We start from the raw sequence: 14,722 nt of genomic DNA on the forward strand, positions 1-14,722 counted from the left end.
GAATGGTCTACCACGTCCACATTGAAACTAAGTTTCACCATCGGGCTAAACATCGGCAACTATCGACATAGACAGGCTTCACGGTATAGCGTGCGCCTCACCTACCACCACCCGCGCTGACCGAAGGAGTGCCGTGACCGACTTCCCGCCCCGCCGGTTCCGCCGGCGCGTCGTGCTCGGCCTGCCGGCCCTGGCCGCCGCAGCCGTCACCGTCGCCGCCAACCCGGCCGTCGCCGCCGCCGCGCCGGCGGCCGCCAAGCCCGAGTGCGTCGCCGACCTGATCACCGCCGAACCCAGCCTGGCGCGGGGTGCCTGATGGCCAACGTTCCCTGGTTGCTCGACGTCCTGCGCGGCGCCGGCGTCACGTGTGTCACCGAAGGTGACTGGGTCAACCGCTACCGCCCCGGCTCGTTCGACCCGATCGGCGTGCTCTGGCACCACACCGCCGCCACGTCCAGCGCCAGCAACCCCCACCCGGCACTGAACGTCTGCATCAACGGGCGATCCGACCTGGCCGGCCCGCTCTGCCAGGCGCTGGTCGACTACAACGGCGTGTTCCACCTGATCTCCGCCGGCCGGTCGAACCACGCCGGAGCGAGCCGCGGCAGCGGCCCGATCCCCGCCGGCGACGGCAACACGCTCATGATCGGCTGGGAGATCGACTACAACGGGGTCAACCAGTCGATGACCTCGGCGCAGTACAACGCGTCGATCGCCGCGACGGCCGCCGTGCTGACGCGGCTCGGCCGGAACTCCACGTACGCCCGTGGCCACCGCGAGACCAGCACGAGCGGCAAGATCGACCCGTCGTTCATCGACCTCGACGTGATGCGCGCCGACGTGGCCGCGAAGATGAGTGGCGGCGGCGGGACCTGGTCCTCGATCGTCGACAACACCACGTCGGGCCGGTTCACCGCGAGCGCCAACTGGGGCACGTCCGCGTACTCCACACAGCGCTACGGCACCGACTACCGCTTCGCCGACCCCGTCGCCGCCAGCGACCCGGCCTGGTACAAGTTCGCCGTGCCGACGACGGCCGCCTACCGGGTCGACGTCTGGTACGCGGCGAACGCCGGCTACAACAGCGCGGCGCCCTACATCGTGGCGACCACGAGCGGAAACCAGACGGTCAACGTCGACCAGCGTACGGGCGGCGGCGCCTGGCGCTCGATCGGCACGTTCAACCTGCCCGCCGGCGACGCCAACCGGGTCGCGGTCAGCCGCTGGACCAACGGCACCGGCCTGGTGATCGCCGACGCAGTCAGGCTCACTCGCGTCTAGCTATATTGGGTCGATGGGCGACCGTATCGAGTCCCTCATCGAGGCGCAGATCCGTGCGGCCCGGGAGAACGGCGAGTTCGACGATCTCCCGGGCGCCGGCAAGCCGCTGCCCGGCCACACCGAGCCCTACGACGAGCAGTGGTGGCTCAAGGAGTTCCTGCGCCGCGAGGGCATCAGCGGCACGGCCATGCTGCCGCCGTCGATCCAGCTCGCGCGCCAGGTCGAGCGGCTGCCCGACGAGATCCGCGGGCTTCCTTCCGAGCAGCGGGTACGCGAGACGGTCGCCGAGCTCAACCGCGACATCCTCGACTACCAGGTCCGCCCGACGCCGCCGTTCGTGCCGGTCCGCCGGATCGACGTCGAGGCGATGGTGGCGCTGTGGCGAGAGGCGCTGGAGGCCCGGTTCGCCGCGGCCCGGCAAGAGCCCGCGCCGGAGCCGCGAGCCAAAGCCAAGCCCCGCCGCTGGCTCCGGAAGCGCTCAGAACCCCCACACGACGCGTAGCCATTCCTGGAACGGCGGGCTTGCCGGCGGCCAGGTGATCAACTGTGCCCACTGCAGGAGCGCCACCGTGCCCAGGAACACGCCCAGCCGGCGGCTCGGCGACCTCGGCACGGCGATCAGCGCGATCGTGGTCAGCAGCAGATAGTTCGTCACCGCCGAGTACGCCAGCCCGGCCAGCAGGGTCACGAACAACACCACGACCGGGGCGAGGTAGCCGGCCAGCGCGCGCGGGCGGCGTACCGCGTAGACGACCGCGACCGCCGCGTAGAGCGGCGTGTGCACGACCGCCACCACCGCCCCGCCCAGCGCGCCCAGCAGCCCGGCGGGGTCGAAGCCGATCCCGGCCTGGCCGGTGAGGCGCCAGTTGAGCAGCACCGCGCCGGCGAGCACGGCCAGCGGCGGGAACAGCAGCATGGCCCGGGTCGGGCCCGCGTCGATGTCGGGGCCGCGGCGGCCGGCGGCGACGAACGGGGCCACGGCGGCGAAGGCGAGCGCGTAGCCGGTCGCGGCCGGGTCGCACAGCGCCGCGCCCGCGAGCATCAGGCCGGCCCGCACCGCACCCTCGGGCTGGCCCGCGACCGCGAAGTGGAGAAAGCCCTCGACCGCCAGCGCCAGGAACGCGACCGTCAGGACGGCGATCGGATCGGCGGAGCCCGTGTACGCCAGCGCCGGCACCAGGACCAGCGGCACGCCGACCCGGACCGGGACCTGCCAGCGGACCAGCCGCTCCGCCAACGCGGCGAGCGCCGTCCCGGTGGCGGCCGCGGCGACCAACCCCACGCCGAGCGGGCCGAGCGTGGTGACCAGAGCCGACAACGGTCCGGCCGGCCGGGGCACGAAACCGCGCCCGGCCGCGTAGAGCGCGAGGCCCGCGAACGGCAGCGCGAGCAGCAGGCGCAGGAGAGCGCGGGTGACGGTGCCGGCCGGCCAGCGTTCCTCAGCCGGGCTCCACCGCTGCCACCGAGGTGTCGCCACTGTGGACGGTGCGATCGCCATGCCTGGCCTTCTCCCGGGTCAATGGCCGCCGCAGGGCCGCGGCGGAGTCGAGCAGCCAGCGCAGCGGGGCGCGCAGCGCGGGGGCTACGGCGCCGCCCCGGCGGAAGGCGTCCAGCAGGTCGGCGTGGACCAGCGCGGTGTTGCCGGCCAGCAGGCTGGCCATGGTGATGCCGACCGACCAGGCCGGGAACACCCGCTCGGCGGGCAGCACGAGTGCGGCGAGGAACAGGGCGTACAGGAGCGGGGTGAGCGGGAGGGCGATCGCGCGGGCGAGCGGCGCGGCCGGGTGGTCGGTGACCGTGGCGCCGACGCCGGCGAGGAACCCGGCGCTGGTCAGCAGGGCGAGCACGACGAGGGTCGGCACCGGCGCGAGCACAACGGCGCCCGCGAGCACCAGCAACGCGACGGCTCCGATGACCCACCCGAAGCGGAAGCGGGAGCGGGAGCCCATCGGCTGGGGATATGCCTGCCGAATCGCCTCCGCCAGGTCCACATCGCTGGTGACCGCCAGGCAGACCGGCGCGCCGACCGCCGCCTCGATCAGCGCGACCCGCTCGATCGTGGGCTCCGCCGCGACGGCGACCAGCACGTAGCCCTCGTCGTCCACGTGCAGCGGCAGCCAGGCGTCGCGGGCGAGCACGGCCGGGTCGTACCCCGCCTGCACCTCGGTGTCGATCCACTCGTTGGTGACGTCGACGTAGCCGCAGTTCCAGTCGGCCGCGAGCGTGCGGAAGTGGTCGCGGCGGCTCTCGGTCAACGCCATACCCCGATGCTGCTCCTATAAGGCTGGTTTGTCCGGTTACTGAGATCCGGCGTGTCTGGATGACCACGCCGGTTCCCTGCCATGCTTCCTATGTGGCCCGCTCGCCGGAATCTCCCATGCCGCGGCGCATGCTGGGCTGGCACGGTCCGGCGATCCGCCGCGCCGGCACGGTGATCGTCATCTGGGTGATCGTCGCCGCCGCGCTGGCCGCCAGCCCGATCGACTGGGAGCTTGCGGTGATCGCCGGCTATGACGCCGCATCGCTGAGCTTCCTGGTGTCGGTCTGGCCGATCTTCATGAGCGCCGACGGGTCCAAGACGGAGAAGCTGGCCGGCCGCGAGGACCAGACCCACGGCTCGGCGACCGCCCTGCTGGTCGCGGCGTGCCTGGTCAGCCTGCTCGGCGTCGGGTTCGCGCTGGGCGAGGCCGCCAACCAGCACGGCGCGTTCCGTGGGGTGCTGATCGGGATCGCCGTGCTCACGGTGGCCACCGCCTGGGTCACCATGAACACCGTCTACACGCTGCGGTACGCGAAACTCGACTACCAGAGCCACGGCAGCAGGATCGACTTCGGAGAACCGCTGTCGGAGCACAAGCCGAACTACCGCGACTTCGCGTACCTGGCGTTCACGATCGGCATGACCTTCCAGGTCTCCGACACGACCCTGCGCAGCTCCCCGATCCGCCGCACAGTCCTGGGCCACGCCCTGCTGTCGTACGTGTTCGGCGTGGCCATCGTCGCCGGCGCGATCAACCTGATCGCCGGCCTGGTCAACAACTAGCGAGCAACCGCTGAAGGTGTACGCCGTGGTCCGCGCCGAGGGCATGCGGCACACCGGTCCGGACGGCGCGGGCGAACTCGGCGCGCAGCACGGGCCAGCATTCGCCGTGGTCGACGGTGGCGAAGTCGATCTCCAGCGCGCCCGCGGGGCCGTAGACCTCGAGCCCGGCCCTTGAGGCGGACAGGCCGCCGACCGCGCCCGAGAGGGAAAGTTGGCTGATCGCGCCGTCGCGGTGGGTGCAGGTCAGTTCCAACCAACCGGTGGGCTCTCCGTGCCGGTCGATCGTCTCGATCGGGCCGAGTGCGGCCTCGACCAGGTCGAGCAGGTGCGGGCCGAGATCGTGCAGGGCGCCGTGCTCGAGTCGCCAGCCGGTGGCGAACGGACCGGCGAGGAACCCGCCGTGCAGATACCGGGCCCGGGCGCCGATCGCCGTGAAGTCGGCCGCGGCGGCGAGGAAAGCCCTGGTCGCCGGGTGATAGCGCTTCGTCAGGACAAGCTGGCTGACCACGCCGTTCTCGCGCGCGGCTTTGGCGACCCGTTCGGCGTCGGCGACGGTGAGCGCGACCGGCTTCTCCAGCAGCAGTGCCCGCCCGGCCTCGGCCGCCCGGACGGCGAGATCAGCCTGGACGTCCGGCGGCACCGCGAAGGCGACCGCCTCGCACCGGTCGAGCAGCGCGTCGAACGACGGCACGGCGGTGGTGCCCAGGCGCGCCGCCAACCTGTCCGCCGCGTCCGCGCGCCGCGCCCAGACCCCGACCAGCGTGGTCTCCGGCCCGGCGGCCAGGGTCGGTCCGTGCATGACCTCAGCCCAGTGACCGGCACCGACCAGCCCGACCCGCACCGGCTCTTCCACAGTCGACATTGAAGCCCCGGCACCGGAGCCGTGGCCTCACGCCACGCCGTGTGCTTTCAGGATCGGGTCGTCGCCGATCGGCAGCGTCGGTGTGCGGCCGGCGATCACGGCTTCGGCCATCCAGCAGTACCAGGCGGCCGTGGTGCGGTAGGGCCGGAACTGCTCGCCGAGCGGTTCCAGCTCCCGCTCGGTCGGGGTCGGGATGCCGTAGGCGACGCCGTAGCCACGCCGGATGCCGAGGTCGCCGACCGGCCAGACGTCCGGCCGGCGGAGCTGGAACATGATGAAGAGCTGCGACGACCACGGCCCGATGCCCTTGACCGTCGACAGCCGACGGATGATCTCGTCGTCGGGCAGGTGGCCGAGCCGCCGGTTGTCGAGCACGATGTCGCCGTCGCGGACCTTGGTGGCCAGGTCGCGCAGGGAGATCACCTTGCGGGCGGAGAACCCGACCTTGCGCAGCACCGCGTCCGAGAGCGGCAGCACCGAGTCCGGTGTGAGCTCGCCGTGCGCGGCGTCGATCAACCGCCCGAGGATCGCGACCGCGGCCGGCCGGGCGAGTTGCTGGAAGACGATCCCGCGTACCAGCGACTCGAAGTTGGTCTCCTTCCACAACGGAATCCGCGGCGCCGGCGCCCCTGCCACCAACCGCGCCATCACCGGATCCCGGGCGGCGAGCAGCTCGGCCGCCTGCCGGAAGGTGACCTTGCCAGTGCCCACGGTCCTACGATCCCAGCCGGGCGACTCCCCCGTCGCGAGATCGGACCAACGAGCCTGACCGTACGGGGGCAGCGTGCGCCGGCGCTCTTGCTCGACCATTGCCTCATGAACCCCCGCGACCTCGGCACCGCATCGCGGATGACCCCTCGCGAGCTCGTACACGGCGTCTCGGCGGAGGAAAGGCCGGTCAAAGGCTTCCTGTTGCGCTGCCTGGCCGCCGGCGGCGCGTTCGTGGTCATGGTGCTGGTCTTCTCCTGGCTCGACGCGTGGGCGCTGGCGGTGGCGATACCCGTCGGGGCGCTCGTCCTGTGGAGGTCCGACGGCATCCGCCTGTGCGACTTCGCGGACGAGCTCATGGCCAGCGCCCAGGTCGAGCTGTCGGCCAGCCCGGCCAAGGCCACCAGCGTGCTGGCCGAGACCGTACGGGCCTGGGACTGGGTCTGCCCCGGGTCGGACCACGCGAAGGAACAAGCGCCGGAGCCTTCGCTCACCTTCCGCAAGGTCCAGGCGGTCTGGCCCGACGTCGAAGCCGGGCGGCTGGAAGTGGCCTTCACCGACGGCACGTCCCGCTCCTTCGCGCCGGACGACGGGATGCGCAGGCTCGAACGACCGCCGCTGCCCGTCCGATCACCCGGCGAGGGCGACCGTGCTGTGGCCGGCCGGCTGGAGGCGCTGGTCGCACGGGTAGCGGCGGAGACATCGGTGCCGGAAGGCGAGTGCAGCGGAGATCCCGCCGCGTTGCGCGCGGCGATCGCCAACAACCTGCTCGAACGTCACCGCGCCGCCCTCGGCTGGCTGCGCGAGCTGCGCATCGCCTTCGTCCGGCTCGCTTCCGATCCGGCCATGATCCCCGAGCGTCGCCTGCGCGGCCGGCCGGCCGCGCACACCTGGCTCATGGCGGACCCGCGGCGCAACGTCGGGCGCGCGGTGACGAGTCGCCCGCCCTCGCAGGGCGTGCGCGTCAACAACACCTTCTACATCAACGGCAGCGACCTGCGCGGGTCGGCGTTCGGCGGACTGCACAACAGCGTCCCTGGCACCGATCCCCAGGAGGACCTCAAGGCGCTGCGCGCCGTCCTCGAGATCCTCGATCGCCTCCGACACGAGCTTCCGCAGGACCTGGCGACCGCCCAGCGGCTCGCCGCCGCCGAAGCTACGGTCCGGCACACCGTCGACACCGACGGGACGGTGGACGCACAGACGAAGAGCGCGCTCGGCGTGCTCCTGTCCGTGGCCGGGCAGTTGGTCATCGGTGCGGCCGGAAACGGCCTCTACGACTTCGTCAGCGCGTTGGCGTCGTGAGCACGACGTCGCGGGCCAGGGCGACCAGGTCGGCCACCGCGGGGTGGCTGGGTGGGGAGCGCCAGGCCAGGGAGACGGTGACGGACGGGGCATCGGCCAGGGGTACGTAGGCCACCGCCGGATGCGGATGCATGGCGGCCGTGGCCTCGGTGGTCACGCCGACCGCCCGCCCGGCGGCGATGGCGGCCAGCCAGTCGTCGGTGTTCGCGGTCTCGACCGTGGTGGCGGGAGTTCGCGACGGCGGCCACAGGTCGAGCGTGGTGGTGCCGCTGAGTGAGTTGACCGCGATGGGGTGGGCCGCGAGATCGGCAAGGGTGGCCACGGGTCGCCCGGCCAGGACGCTGTCGGCCGGCACCGCCGCCACGCGCGCCTCGCTCAGCAGGGCCTCGACGACGATGTCGGGCAGGTCGACCGGTGCGCGCAGGATCGCGACATCGACGCTGCCTCGGGCCAGGCCGCCGGTGCGCTCGTCGATGCGCAACAGCTCCAGCGGGGTCGCCGGGTGGTCCTGCTGCCAGCGGCGCAACAGCGTGGTCGTGTGTGCGCCCAGCGCCGACCAGGCGTGGCCGAGGCGCAGCGGCCAGGTGCCGGCCCGGGTGGGGTCGAGGACGTCGTCGACGGCGGCGACCGCTGCCGCGGCCCGGTCGCGGAAGGCCGTGCCCGCTGGCGTCAGGTGCAGGTGGTGCGTCGACCGGTCGACGAGCCGGTGGCCCAGATGGGTCTCGAGCTGGCGCAGCGTGCGGGACAGCGCGGGCTGCGTCAGGTGGAGCCGGACCGCGGCACCGGTGATGGTGCCTTCCTCGGCGATGGCGAGGAACGCCCGCAGGTGACGCACCTCGACGGTCATAACCGTGAAGCATAACCGCAGCCAAAGCGGCATTTCCGTCGCGGTCCGCAGGCTCCTAGCGTCGACTCGTGACACACATCAGGCGCCACCCGGGCGTCGGCCTCGTCCTGGGCGGGGCGTTGTCGGTCCAGTTCGGCAGCGCGGTCGCCGCGCTGCTGTTCCCGCGCGCCGGGGTGTCCGCGGTGGTCACGCTGCGGCTGGCGATCGCGGCGATCGTGTTGCTGGCGGTGTGCCGGCCACGGGTACGCGGCTACGCGCGCGCCGACTGGGCCCTGATCGCCGGGTTCGGCGTGGCCCTGGCCGGCATGAACACGCTCTTCTACCACGCGATCGACCGCATCCCGCTCGGCCTGGCGGTGACCCTGGAGGTGCTGGGCCCGCTGGCGCTGTCCGTGCTGACCGGCCGCCGGGCGGCGAACTGGCTATGGGCGGGTCTGGCGCTGGTCGGCGTCGCGCTGCTGGGGCGCACGGGCTTTGACCGACTCGACCCGGCCGGGATCGCCTTCGCCCTGGGCGCGGCGGCCATGTGGGCGGCGTACATCGTGCTCAGCGCCCGCGTCGGCAGCCGCTTCCCGAAACTCGACGGCCTGGCCCTCGCCATGACGGTCGCCGCCGCGTTGACCCTCCCCCTGGGCATCGGACCAGCACTGCTGCACCCGCCGGTCCTCGCGCTGGGCGCCGCCGTGGCGGTGCTCTCGTCACTGCTGCCGTACACCCTCGAGCTCACGGCCTTGCGCCGCATGCCGACGGCCACCTTCGCCGTGCTGATGAGCCTCGGCCCGGCCATCGCCACACTCGCCGGCTTCCTCGTCCTGAGCCAGCACCTCACCGTCACCGAGGGACTGGCCACCGTCCTGATCATCAGCGCCAGCATCGGCGCGGTCCGGAAGCCCGGCGAGCGCCCGGACACCCGGCCACCGGCCCGCCGCCCACATGTGAGGGCACGTACGCACATGCCAAGACATGTACGCGCCCGGGAACACACCGCCCCCGGCCGCTCACGGGCACGGCAGCCGATCGCCTAGTAGTCGACGATGTCTTTCGAATGCTGGTCCACCCGCGAGATCATGGCGCAATGTCCGAGAGTGCCGCGGAGTGGGCCGCCGCGCAGCTTGCCGCCGTCCGCGACGACCCGCGGCGGCGGATCGAGCTGCTCGCCCGGACCTACCTCGGCCCGTTCGGCCACGCGCCCAAGCACCTGCCGTTCCGGCGGGCGGCGCTGTCGTTCATGCGCTGGCAGGCCGGCCGCGGCGTGCTGAACCCCGGGACCGGCAGCCGCTGGTGGCGGTCCGTCAACGACCGGCTCATCCGGGACGGTTGCGAGGCGATGGCCCGGTCCGGCGGGCGAGCCGGGGCGATCTCCGACCCCACGGTCGACCAGTGGACGGCCTTCATCGACGAACCCACGGCCGGCAACTGGTACCGCGCCCACAACGCCAGCATCGTCGCCGGATACCTCGACAGCCGCCACCTCGCCGAGGCCGAACCCGCGCCGGAGCGCTTCTTCCTCAACGTCGTGCTGCTGCGGGTCCTCTACACGCACGCCCTGGTCTCCGCGCCGAAGCTCGCGCTCGGCCCGTTCGCCGTCCTCGGCAAGACGGTCGGCGATCCCCGACTCGGCGGCGCCGGCGTGTTCCTCTCACTGCGCCGCGTCCTGCCCGACCGCTACCCGGCGGACGACGAGCTCCAGTCCTATCTCGACCACGAGAACCGCCTCGGGCGGCTCCTCGACTACGGAGTGATCCAACCCAGACTCCAGCGGCTGTACGAGTGGTCCGCGCGCGAACTCGACCAACCGGGCCTGTGCGAGCTGGTGCGAGACGGCAACCCGACCTACGCCTGGTCGTACGACGACCGGCACGTCTGGGTCGCGCCGACTAACACGGTGCACCGCGTGCTGCGCCGCCTCACGCGCCCCGGGGACTGAGAGCCAGCGCGGACAGTTCCGCGTCGACCGCGCTCGGGGAGTAGATCTCGTCCAGCACCATGGCGTGCGCGCCCGTGACCGCCGACTGGGGGCCCAGCCGGCTGGTGGTGACCTCCAGGTGGCGGGTCGCGCGCGGGAGGGCGTAGCGGTAGAGCATCTCGCGTACGCCGGTCACGAAGTGGGTCTCGGCCAGGTCGCCGGCGATCACCAGGACGCCCGGGTTGACCAGGCAGACCACCGTGGCCAGGACCTCGCCGGCCAGGCGGCCCGCCTCGCGGGCCAGGTGCACCGCCTCGCCGTGGCCCTCCCGGATGCGCTCGACCAGCTCCGGGCCCGACTGGGTGGGCGTGCCACCGAGCGTCAGCCGTTGCGCCAGGGCCAGCCCGCTGGCGACGGCCGAGAGGCAGCCGTAGAGGCCGCACTCGCACCGGGCGTCAGGGAAGGACGCGAGACGGATGTGTCCGATGTCGCCGGCGCCGCCGTCGATGCCGCGGTACACCCGGCCGTCGATCACGATGCCGGCGCCGATGCCTGTCGCGACTTTGACCAGCAGCAACGCCGGGCAGTCCGGGTAGAACGCCACCTGCTCGCCGAGCGCCATCAGGTTGGCGTCGTTGTCGACGAAGACCGGGCAGCCCCAGGTGGCGCGGAGCCGGTCGGCGATCGGCACCCCGTCCCAGCCCGGCATGATCGGCGGCTCGGTGACCACGCCGGCGTCGTACTCGACCGGGCCTGGCACGCCGACGCCGATCCCCCGCACGCGTTCGCGCAACTCGCCCGCCCCGGCCAGCAGACGGGCGAAGGCCGCGTCGACCCAGTCGAGCACAAAAGAAGGGCCCTCGCCGATCTTGATGTGCTCGTGCTCTTCTCCGAGCAGGGTGCCGCCGACGTCGAGGACCGCCGCCCGGGCGTGGTTGGCGCCCAGGTCGGCGACCAGCACCACGCCGTGGCCGGTGTCGAACTCCAACAGCTCGGCGGGCCGGCCCCCGGTCGACTCCTCCACGCCGGAGCTGCGCAGGTAGCCGGCCGCCCGCAAGGCGTCGATCCGGGTGACCAGCGTCGACCGCGACAACCCCGTGTAGGACTGGAGCTCCGAGCGGGTCCGCGCCCGGCCGGTGCGGACCAGCGCGAGCAGGTGCCCGGCCGAGTTCTGGATGCCGGCCGCGCCGCCGCGGGCGACGGCCGGCGAGCCGGGTGGGCCGCCCTGGTGCGGCGGCCTATCCCTTGTCGGCACCGGCGGTCAGCCCCTCCGTCAGCAGCCGCTCCGTGGCGAAGAAGATGATCACGATGGGCAGGGTAAGCACCACCGACCCGGCCATCAAAACCGTCTTGCTCACTTCGATGCCTCCGGCGAGCTGGGCGAGGCCGAGGGAGACCGTCCAGTTTTGACGGTTCTCGACCAGGAACAGGAGGGCGAACAGGTACTCGTTCCATGCGATCATGAAGACGTAGAGTGCGTTCGCCATCACGGCCGGTGCCGCGAGCGGCAAGATTACCTTACGCAGGGTTTGTAACCGTGTGTAACCGTCGACGGCGGCGGCCTCTTCGAGGCTCTCCGGGATCGTGCTCAGGTAGTTGCGCAGCATGTAGATCGACACCGGGATCGTCTGCGCGATGTAGACGACGACCAGCCCGGCCAGCGAGCCCCGCAGGCCCAGCCGCGTGAACACGGTGAACAGCGGGATCGCCAGCAGGATCGCCGGGAACAGGTACACGGCCAGGAACAGGAAGTGCACCTGCCGGCGGCCGACGAACCGCAGACGGCTCACCGCGTACGAGCCGGGAATCGACACGAGCAGCGTCAGGATGGTCGCCGACGCGGCCACCAGGAACGTGTTGAGGATCAGCCGCACGAAGCCCTGGCCCCCGCTGTCGACGGAGCCGAGCACCTCGCGGTAGGTCGACACCGTCCACTCCGCCGGGCCGGCCCAGAGGCCCCCGGGGTTCTGGAGCACCGCCTCGATCGGCCGGATGGACAACAGCACCATGTAGTAGAACGGGAACAGCGTGACCACGATCAGCACCGCGATCACGACCCAGCGCAGCACGCCGAACAGGCGGGTCTCGAAGGTCGCCCGGTCCATCACGACTCATCCTCCCGGGGCGCGAAGAACTTGAGATAGACCACCAGCAGCACCACGAGTACGGCGGCGAGCACCAGGCCCTGTGCCGCGGCGGCACCGATGTCGAGCCGCGAGGTGAGGAAGTCGTAGACCCGGACGCTGGCCACCTGGGTGCCCGCACCACCGCCGGTGAGCAGCCAGACGTCGTCGAACTTGTTGAAGGTCATGATGAAGCGCAGCACCGACAGCAGGGCGATCACCGCACCTAGCTGCGGGAGCAGGATGTGCCGGAAGAGCTGGGTCGGCGCGGCCCCGTCGACCACGGCCGCCTCCTCGAGGTCCTTGGGGACCGCCTGGAGCCGGGCCAGGATGAACAGGAACGCGAACGGGAAGTAGCGCCAGGCCTCGAACGCGATCACCGTGATCAGCGCGAGCGGGATGTCGACGCCCCAGAGGCTGTATTCCCGCTGGCTGAGGAAGGCGATCGGCCGGTCCCAGCCGAGGAACCGCTGGCCCCAGTCGTTGGCGACGCCGAACTGCGGGCTGAGCATGATCTCCCAGACGAAGGTCACCGCGACCACCGGCGCCACGTACGGCAGCAGCACGCTGGCCCGCACCAGCGTGCGACCGGGGAACCGCTTGCGCAGGGCGAGCGCGGCGATGAGCCCGAACAGGATCGAGAACGCGGTGCCGCCGACCGTGTAGACCAGCGTGGTCCACAGCGAGCTCCAGAAGCCCGGCGAGGTGAACACGTACTCGAAGTTGCGCAGGGTGAAGTCGCCGAACAGGCCGGTGCGCCGGATGTTGATCAGCCGCAGCCGCTGGAACGCCAGCAGGATCGTCCACAGGATCGGCACGACGACCACGACCAGCACGACCACGAACGTCGGCGACAGGTACGCCAGGCCGGCGCGGTTCTCCCGCTGCCGCCGGGTGAGCTGCCGCGCCGGCCGGCGGCGCTCGGGCGCCGCCGGCCGGTCCTCGCGGGTCGCGACCATCAGTTCAGCGACTTCTGGATCGCCCGCACGTCCTCCGCGGCGCGTTTCGCCGCGCCGGCGGCATCGAGCTCACCACCGGCCAGGGCGTTGACCGCCTTGGGTACGGGCAGCTCGCCGAGCGTGGCGCCGAGCAGCGCGCCCTGCTTCTGCGGCAGTGCCCAGCGCTTGAAGGTGTCAGGGCTGGTACGCAGCGCCTCCAGCACGTCGGCCGGGTAGCTGTCGGAGAGCGGCTTGCGGGTGTCGACGCCGGCCGGCAGCGTGTTCCAGGCGGTCGCGAACTTCGCCGGGTCGGCCGAGTCGCCCTTGCGGACCGGGAACTTGCCCTCGGGCGCGATGCCGAGCCAGCCGGGGTAGCCCTCGTTCATCATGTACGCGACGAACTTGCGGGCCTGGTCGGTGCTCGGGCCGTCCTTGGTGATCGCCCAGCTCGTGATCTCGCCGAACTGCGCCGGCTGACCGTTCGGCCCGGCCACCGCGGTCACGATGCCGCTGTTCTTGGCCAGGTAGGCCGGGTCGGCCTTGCACTCGGGACAGGTCGGCAGGGCGTCGTTGCGGAGCCCGGCCATCTCGTCGAGCAGGAACGACGACCAGACCACCATCGCGGCCTTGCCGGCGAAGTACGTGGCCCGGGTGGTGTCGACGTCCTGCGCGCCGGGCACCGACCAGTTCTTGACCAGGTCCTCGTACAACTGGAACGTGGCCACGCACTGTGGCGTGTCGAGCGTGACGTTCTTGGCGTCGTCGACCAGCTCACAGCCGTTGCCGAGGGCGAAGTTCTCGAACGTCTGCTCGGTGAAGGCGTCGTTGGGGACGGTGGCCAGCGTGATGCCGGCGACCCCACCGGTGTTGAGCCGCTGCGCGGCGGCGCGGATCTTGTCGAAGGTGTCCGGCGGCTGGAGGCCCGCCTTGTCGAACAGGTCCTTGCGATAGAAGAGCAACTGGGCCCAGCCGTCACTGGGCACGGCGAGCTGGTTGCCGTCCTGCCCGGTGAGCTCCAGGGCGCGCGGCGAGAAGGTGCCGCGGCCGAGCTCGTCGACGACGGCCTTGGCGGCATCGGTGTCGAGCAGGTCGTTGGTCGCCATCTGGGACACCGCGGCCAGCGGCAGGGCGCCCACCACGTCCGGCATCTGGCCGGAGGCGGCCGCTGAGGTGATCAGGCTGGTGAACTGGTTCTCGTCGGTCGCCACGATCTTGACCTGGATGCCGGTCGCGGCGGTGAACTGATCGGCGATCTTCTGGGTGGCCTGGACCCGGTCGGTCTGGTTCTCCAGGCTCCACACGGTGATCGAGCCGCTGGCGTCGTCCTCGGGGTCGTCGCCTCCACAGGCACTCAGCGCGGTGGTCACCAGGGTCGCCGCGAGCACGGCGGTGAGCAGTCTTCTCGCGTTCACGCGGTTTGCTCCTTAGTCCGATTTATCGATCTCGCTCCTTTGTCCACGATCTACGGACGAATAACACCAAGGTCTTATACGTGAAGGCAAGACATATGTACGTAACGTTCGGTCTCTTCGTCGGGTAACGGACGATCTTGACCAGGTTGTCTCCGGTCCGCGCGTCCTTTGTCCACATTTGACACGAGAGGTCGCGACTCGGACTTATACTTGATTGCCAGACATAAGTGCGTAACATCTCGGCGGAACAACCCGTCGTTATGTCGCGCGCTTCTCTCTTCGAGCATGGGTGGAAGG

Annotated in this window: 16 protein-coding genes; 7 read left to right on the forward strand and 9 right to left on the reverse strand. The window is 71.4% G+C overall.

The window, feature by feature from the left end:
* The first annotated feature begins 133 nt into the window (after positions 1 to 133).
* From BLV39_RS32040 to BLV39_RS32050, 3 genes are read left to right on the forward strand one after another with little or no spacing between them, the layout of a single operon-like run.
* Positions 134 to 316: a hypothetical protein gene (locus BLV39_RS32040; RefSeq protein ID WP_090800354.1), complete on the forward strand. Its 183-nt coding sequence runs from the start codon at positions 134 to 136 to the stop codon at positions 314 to 316.
* A complete protein-coding gene (locus tag BLV39_RS32045) occupies positions 316 to 1,281 on the forward strand; it encodes a golvesin C-terminal-like domain-containing protein (RefSeq protein WP_090800355.1) in 966 nt (321 codons plus the stop codon). The genes BLV39_RS32040 and BLV39_RS32045 overlap by 1 nt, the downstream gene beginning before the upstream one ends.
* Positions 1,282 to 1,294: 13 nt before the next feature.
* Positions 1,295 to 1,783 carry a DnaJ family domain-containing protein gene (locus BLV39_RS32050; RefSeq protein ID WP_090800356.1) on the forward strand — a complete coding sequence of 163 codons (489 nt, stop codon included), beginning with the start codon at positions 1,295 to 1,297 and terminating at the stop codon, positions 1,781 to 1,783.
* On the opposite strand, the gene BLV39_RS32055 is transcribed toward BLV39_RS32050, so the two are convergent.
* Positions 1,760 to 2,779 (reverse strand): hypothetical protein, encoded by a 1,020-nt coding sequence (locus BLV39_RS32055; protein WP_143049976.1) that lies wholly within the window; start codon positions 2,777 to 2,779, stop codon positions 1,760 to 1,762. The two genes, BLV39_RS32050 and BLV39_RS32055, sit on opposite strands and share 24 nt — an antisense overlap.
* A complete protein-coding gene (locus tag BLV39_RS32060) occupies positions 2,721 to 3,542 on the reverse strand; it encodes a GspE/PulE/PilB domain-containing protein (protein WP_090800358.1) in 822 nt (273 codons plus the stop codon). The genes BLV39_RS32055 and BLV39_RS32060 overlap by 59 nt, the downstream gene beginning before the upstream one ends.
* Before the next feature lie 116 nt (positions 3,543 to 3,658).
* On the opposite strand from BLV39_RS32060, the gene BLV39_RS32065 reads away from it, so the two are divergent.
* Positions 3,659 to 4,324, forward strand: coding sequence for a DUF1345 domain-containing protein (locus BLV39_RS32065; RefSeq protein ID WP_176985171.1), 666 nt, complete (start codon positions 3,659 to 3,661; stop codon positions 4,322 to 4,324).
* On the opposite strand, the gene BLV39_RS32070 is transcribed toward BLV39_RS32065, so the two are convergent.
* Both BLV39_RS32070 and BLV39_RS32075 read right to left on the reverse strand, forming a co-directional pair.
* A complete protein-coding gene (locus BLV39_RS32070) occupies positions 4,314 to 5,177 on the reverse strand; it encodes a Gfo/Idh/MocA family protein (protein WP_204082879.1) in 864 nt (287 codons plus the stop codon). The genes BLV39_RS32065 and BLV39_RS32070 overlap by 11 nt on opposite strands.
* A gap of 36 nt (positions 5,178 to 5,213) precedes the next feature.
* A complete protein-coding gene (locus BLV39_RS32075; RefSeq protein ID WP_176985172.1) occupies positions 5,214 to 5,897 on the reverse strand; it encodes a DNA-3-methyladenine glycosylase family protein in 684 nt (227 codons plus the stop codon).
* A 105-nt stretch (positions 5,898 to 6,002) separates the two neighbouring features.
* On the opposite strand from BLV39_RS32075, the gene BLV39_RS32080 reads away from it, so the two are divergent.
* Entirely contained in the window at positions 6,003 to 7,199 is a 1,197-nt protein-coding gene (locus BLV39_RS32080; RefSeq protein WP_090800362.1) for a hypothetical protein, read from the forward strand.
* Here the strand turns inward: BLV39_RS32080 and BLV39_RS32085 are convergent.
* Positions 7,180 to 8,046: a LysR family transcriptional regulator gene (locus tag BLV39_RS32085; RefSeq protein WP_090800363.1), complete on the reverse strand. Its 867-nt coding sequence runs from the start codon at positions 8,044 to 8,046 to the stop codon at positions 7,180 to 7,182. The two genes, BLV39_RS32080 and BLV39_RS32085, sit on opposite strands and share 20 nt — an antisense overlap.
* 68 nt (positions 8,047 to 8,114) lie before the next feature.
* Here BLV39_RS32085 and BLV39_RS32090 point away from each other — a divergent pair, with 68 nt between their 5' ends.
* A complete protein-coding gene (locus tag BLV39_RS32090) occupies positions 8,115 to 9,071 on the forward strand; it encodes an EamA family transporter (protein ID WP_090800364.1) in 957 nt (318 codons plus the stop codon).
* A gap of 50 nt (positions 9,072 to 9,121) precedes the next feature.
* Positions 9,122 to 9,973, forward strand: a complete 852-nt coding sequence (locus tag BLV39_RS32095) for a hypothetical protein (RefSeq protein ID WP_090800365.1) — start codon at positions 9,122 to 9,124, stop codon at positions 9,971 to 9,973.
* Here BLV39_RS32095 and BLV39_RS32100 read toward each other — a convergent pair.
* The 4 genes from BLV39_RS32100 to BLV39_RS32115 are packed head-to-tail and all read right to left on the reverse strand — an operon-like array spanning position 9,954 to position 14,425.
* Positions 9,954 to 11,207, reverse strand: coding sequence for an ROK family protein (locus tag BLV39_RS32100; protein ID WP_204082881.1), 1,254 nt, complete (start codon positions 11,205 to 11,207; stop codon positions 9,954 to 9,956). The genes BLV39_RS32095 and BLV39_RS32100 overlap by 20 nt on opposite strands.
* Entirely contained in the window at positions 11,191 to 12,057 is an 867-nt protein-coding gene (locus BLV39_RS32105; protein WP_090800366.1) for a carbohydrate ABC transporter permease, read from the reverse strand. Before BLV39_RS32105 ends, BLV39_RS32100 begins: the two co-directional genes overlap by 17 nt.
* Positions 12,057 to 13,034, reverse strand: a complete 978-nt coding sequence (locus BLV39_RS32110; protein ID WP_090800367.1) for a carbohydrate ABC transporter permease — start codon at positions 13,032 to 13,034, stop codon at positions 12,057 to 12,059. Before BLV39_RS32110 ends, BLV39_RS32105 begins: the two co-directional genes overlap by 1 nt.
* Positions 13,034 to 14,425: an ABC transporter substrate-binding protein gene (locus BLV39_RS32115; protein ID WP_090800368.1), complete on the reverse strand. Its 1,392-nt coding sequence runs from the start codon at positions 14,423 to 14,425 to the stop codon at positions 13,034 to 13,036. The genes BLV39_RS32110 and BLV39_RS32115 overlap by 1 nt, the downstream gene beginning before the upstream one ends.
* Between the last annotated feature and the right edge of the window lie 297 nt (positions 14,426 to 14,722).

The sequence above is a fragment of the Asanoa ishikariensis genome, assembly GCF_900107455.1.
Classification (GTDB): domain Bacteria; phylum Actinomycetota; class Actinomycetes; order Mycobacteriales; family Micromonosporaceae; genus Asanoa; species Asanoa ishikariensis.

Coding starts and splice junctions, on each gene's coding strand:
- BLV39_RS32050 (WP_090800356.1), top strand. CDS start 1,295: ATGGGCGACCGTATCGAGTCCCTCATCGAGGCGCAGATCCGTGCGGCC.
- BLV39_RS32105 (WP_090800366.1), bottom strand. CDS start 12,057: ATGGACCGGGCGACCTTCGAGACCCGCCTGTTCGGCGTGCTGCGCTGG.
- BLV39_RS32055 (WP_143049976.1), bottom strand. CDS start 2,779: ATGGCGATCGCACCGTCCACAGTGGCGACACCTCGGTGGCAGCGGTGG.
- BLV39_RS32085 (WP_090800363.1), bottom strand. CDS start 8,046: ATGACCGTCGAGGTGCGTCACCTGCGGGCGTTCCTCGCCATCGCCGAG.
- BLV39_RS32060 (WP_090800358.1), bottom strand. CDS start 3,542: ATGGCGTTGACCGAGAGCCGCCGCGACCACTTCCGCACGCTCGCGGCC.
- BLV39_RS32065 (WP_176985171.1), top strand. CDS start 3,659: ATGCCGCGGCGCATGCTGGGCTGGCACGGTCCGGCGATCCGCCGCGCC.
- BLV39_RS32110 (WP_090800367.1), bottom strand. CDS start 13,034: ATGGTCGCGACCCGCGAGGACCGGCCGGCGGCGCCCGAGCGCCGCCGG.
- BLV39_RS32080 (WP_090800362.1), top strand. CDS start 6,003: ATGAACCCCCGCGACCTCGGCACCGCATCGCGGATGACCCCTCGCGAG.
- BLV39_RS32095 (WP_090800365.1), top strand. CDS start 9,122: ATGTCCGAGAGTGCCGCGGAGTGGGCCGCCGCGCAGCTTGCCGCCGTC.
- BLV39_RS32045 (WP_090800355.1), top strand. CDS start 316: ATGGCCAACGTTCCCTGGTTGCTCGACGTCCTGCGCGGCGCCGGCGTC.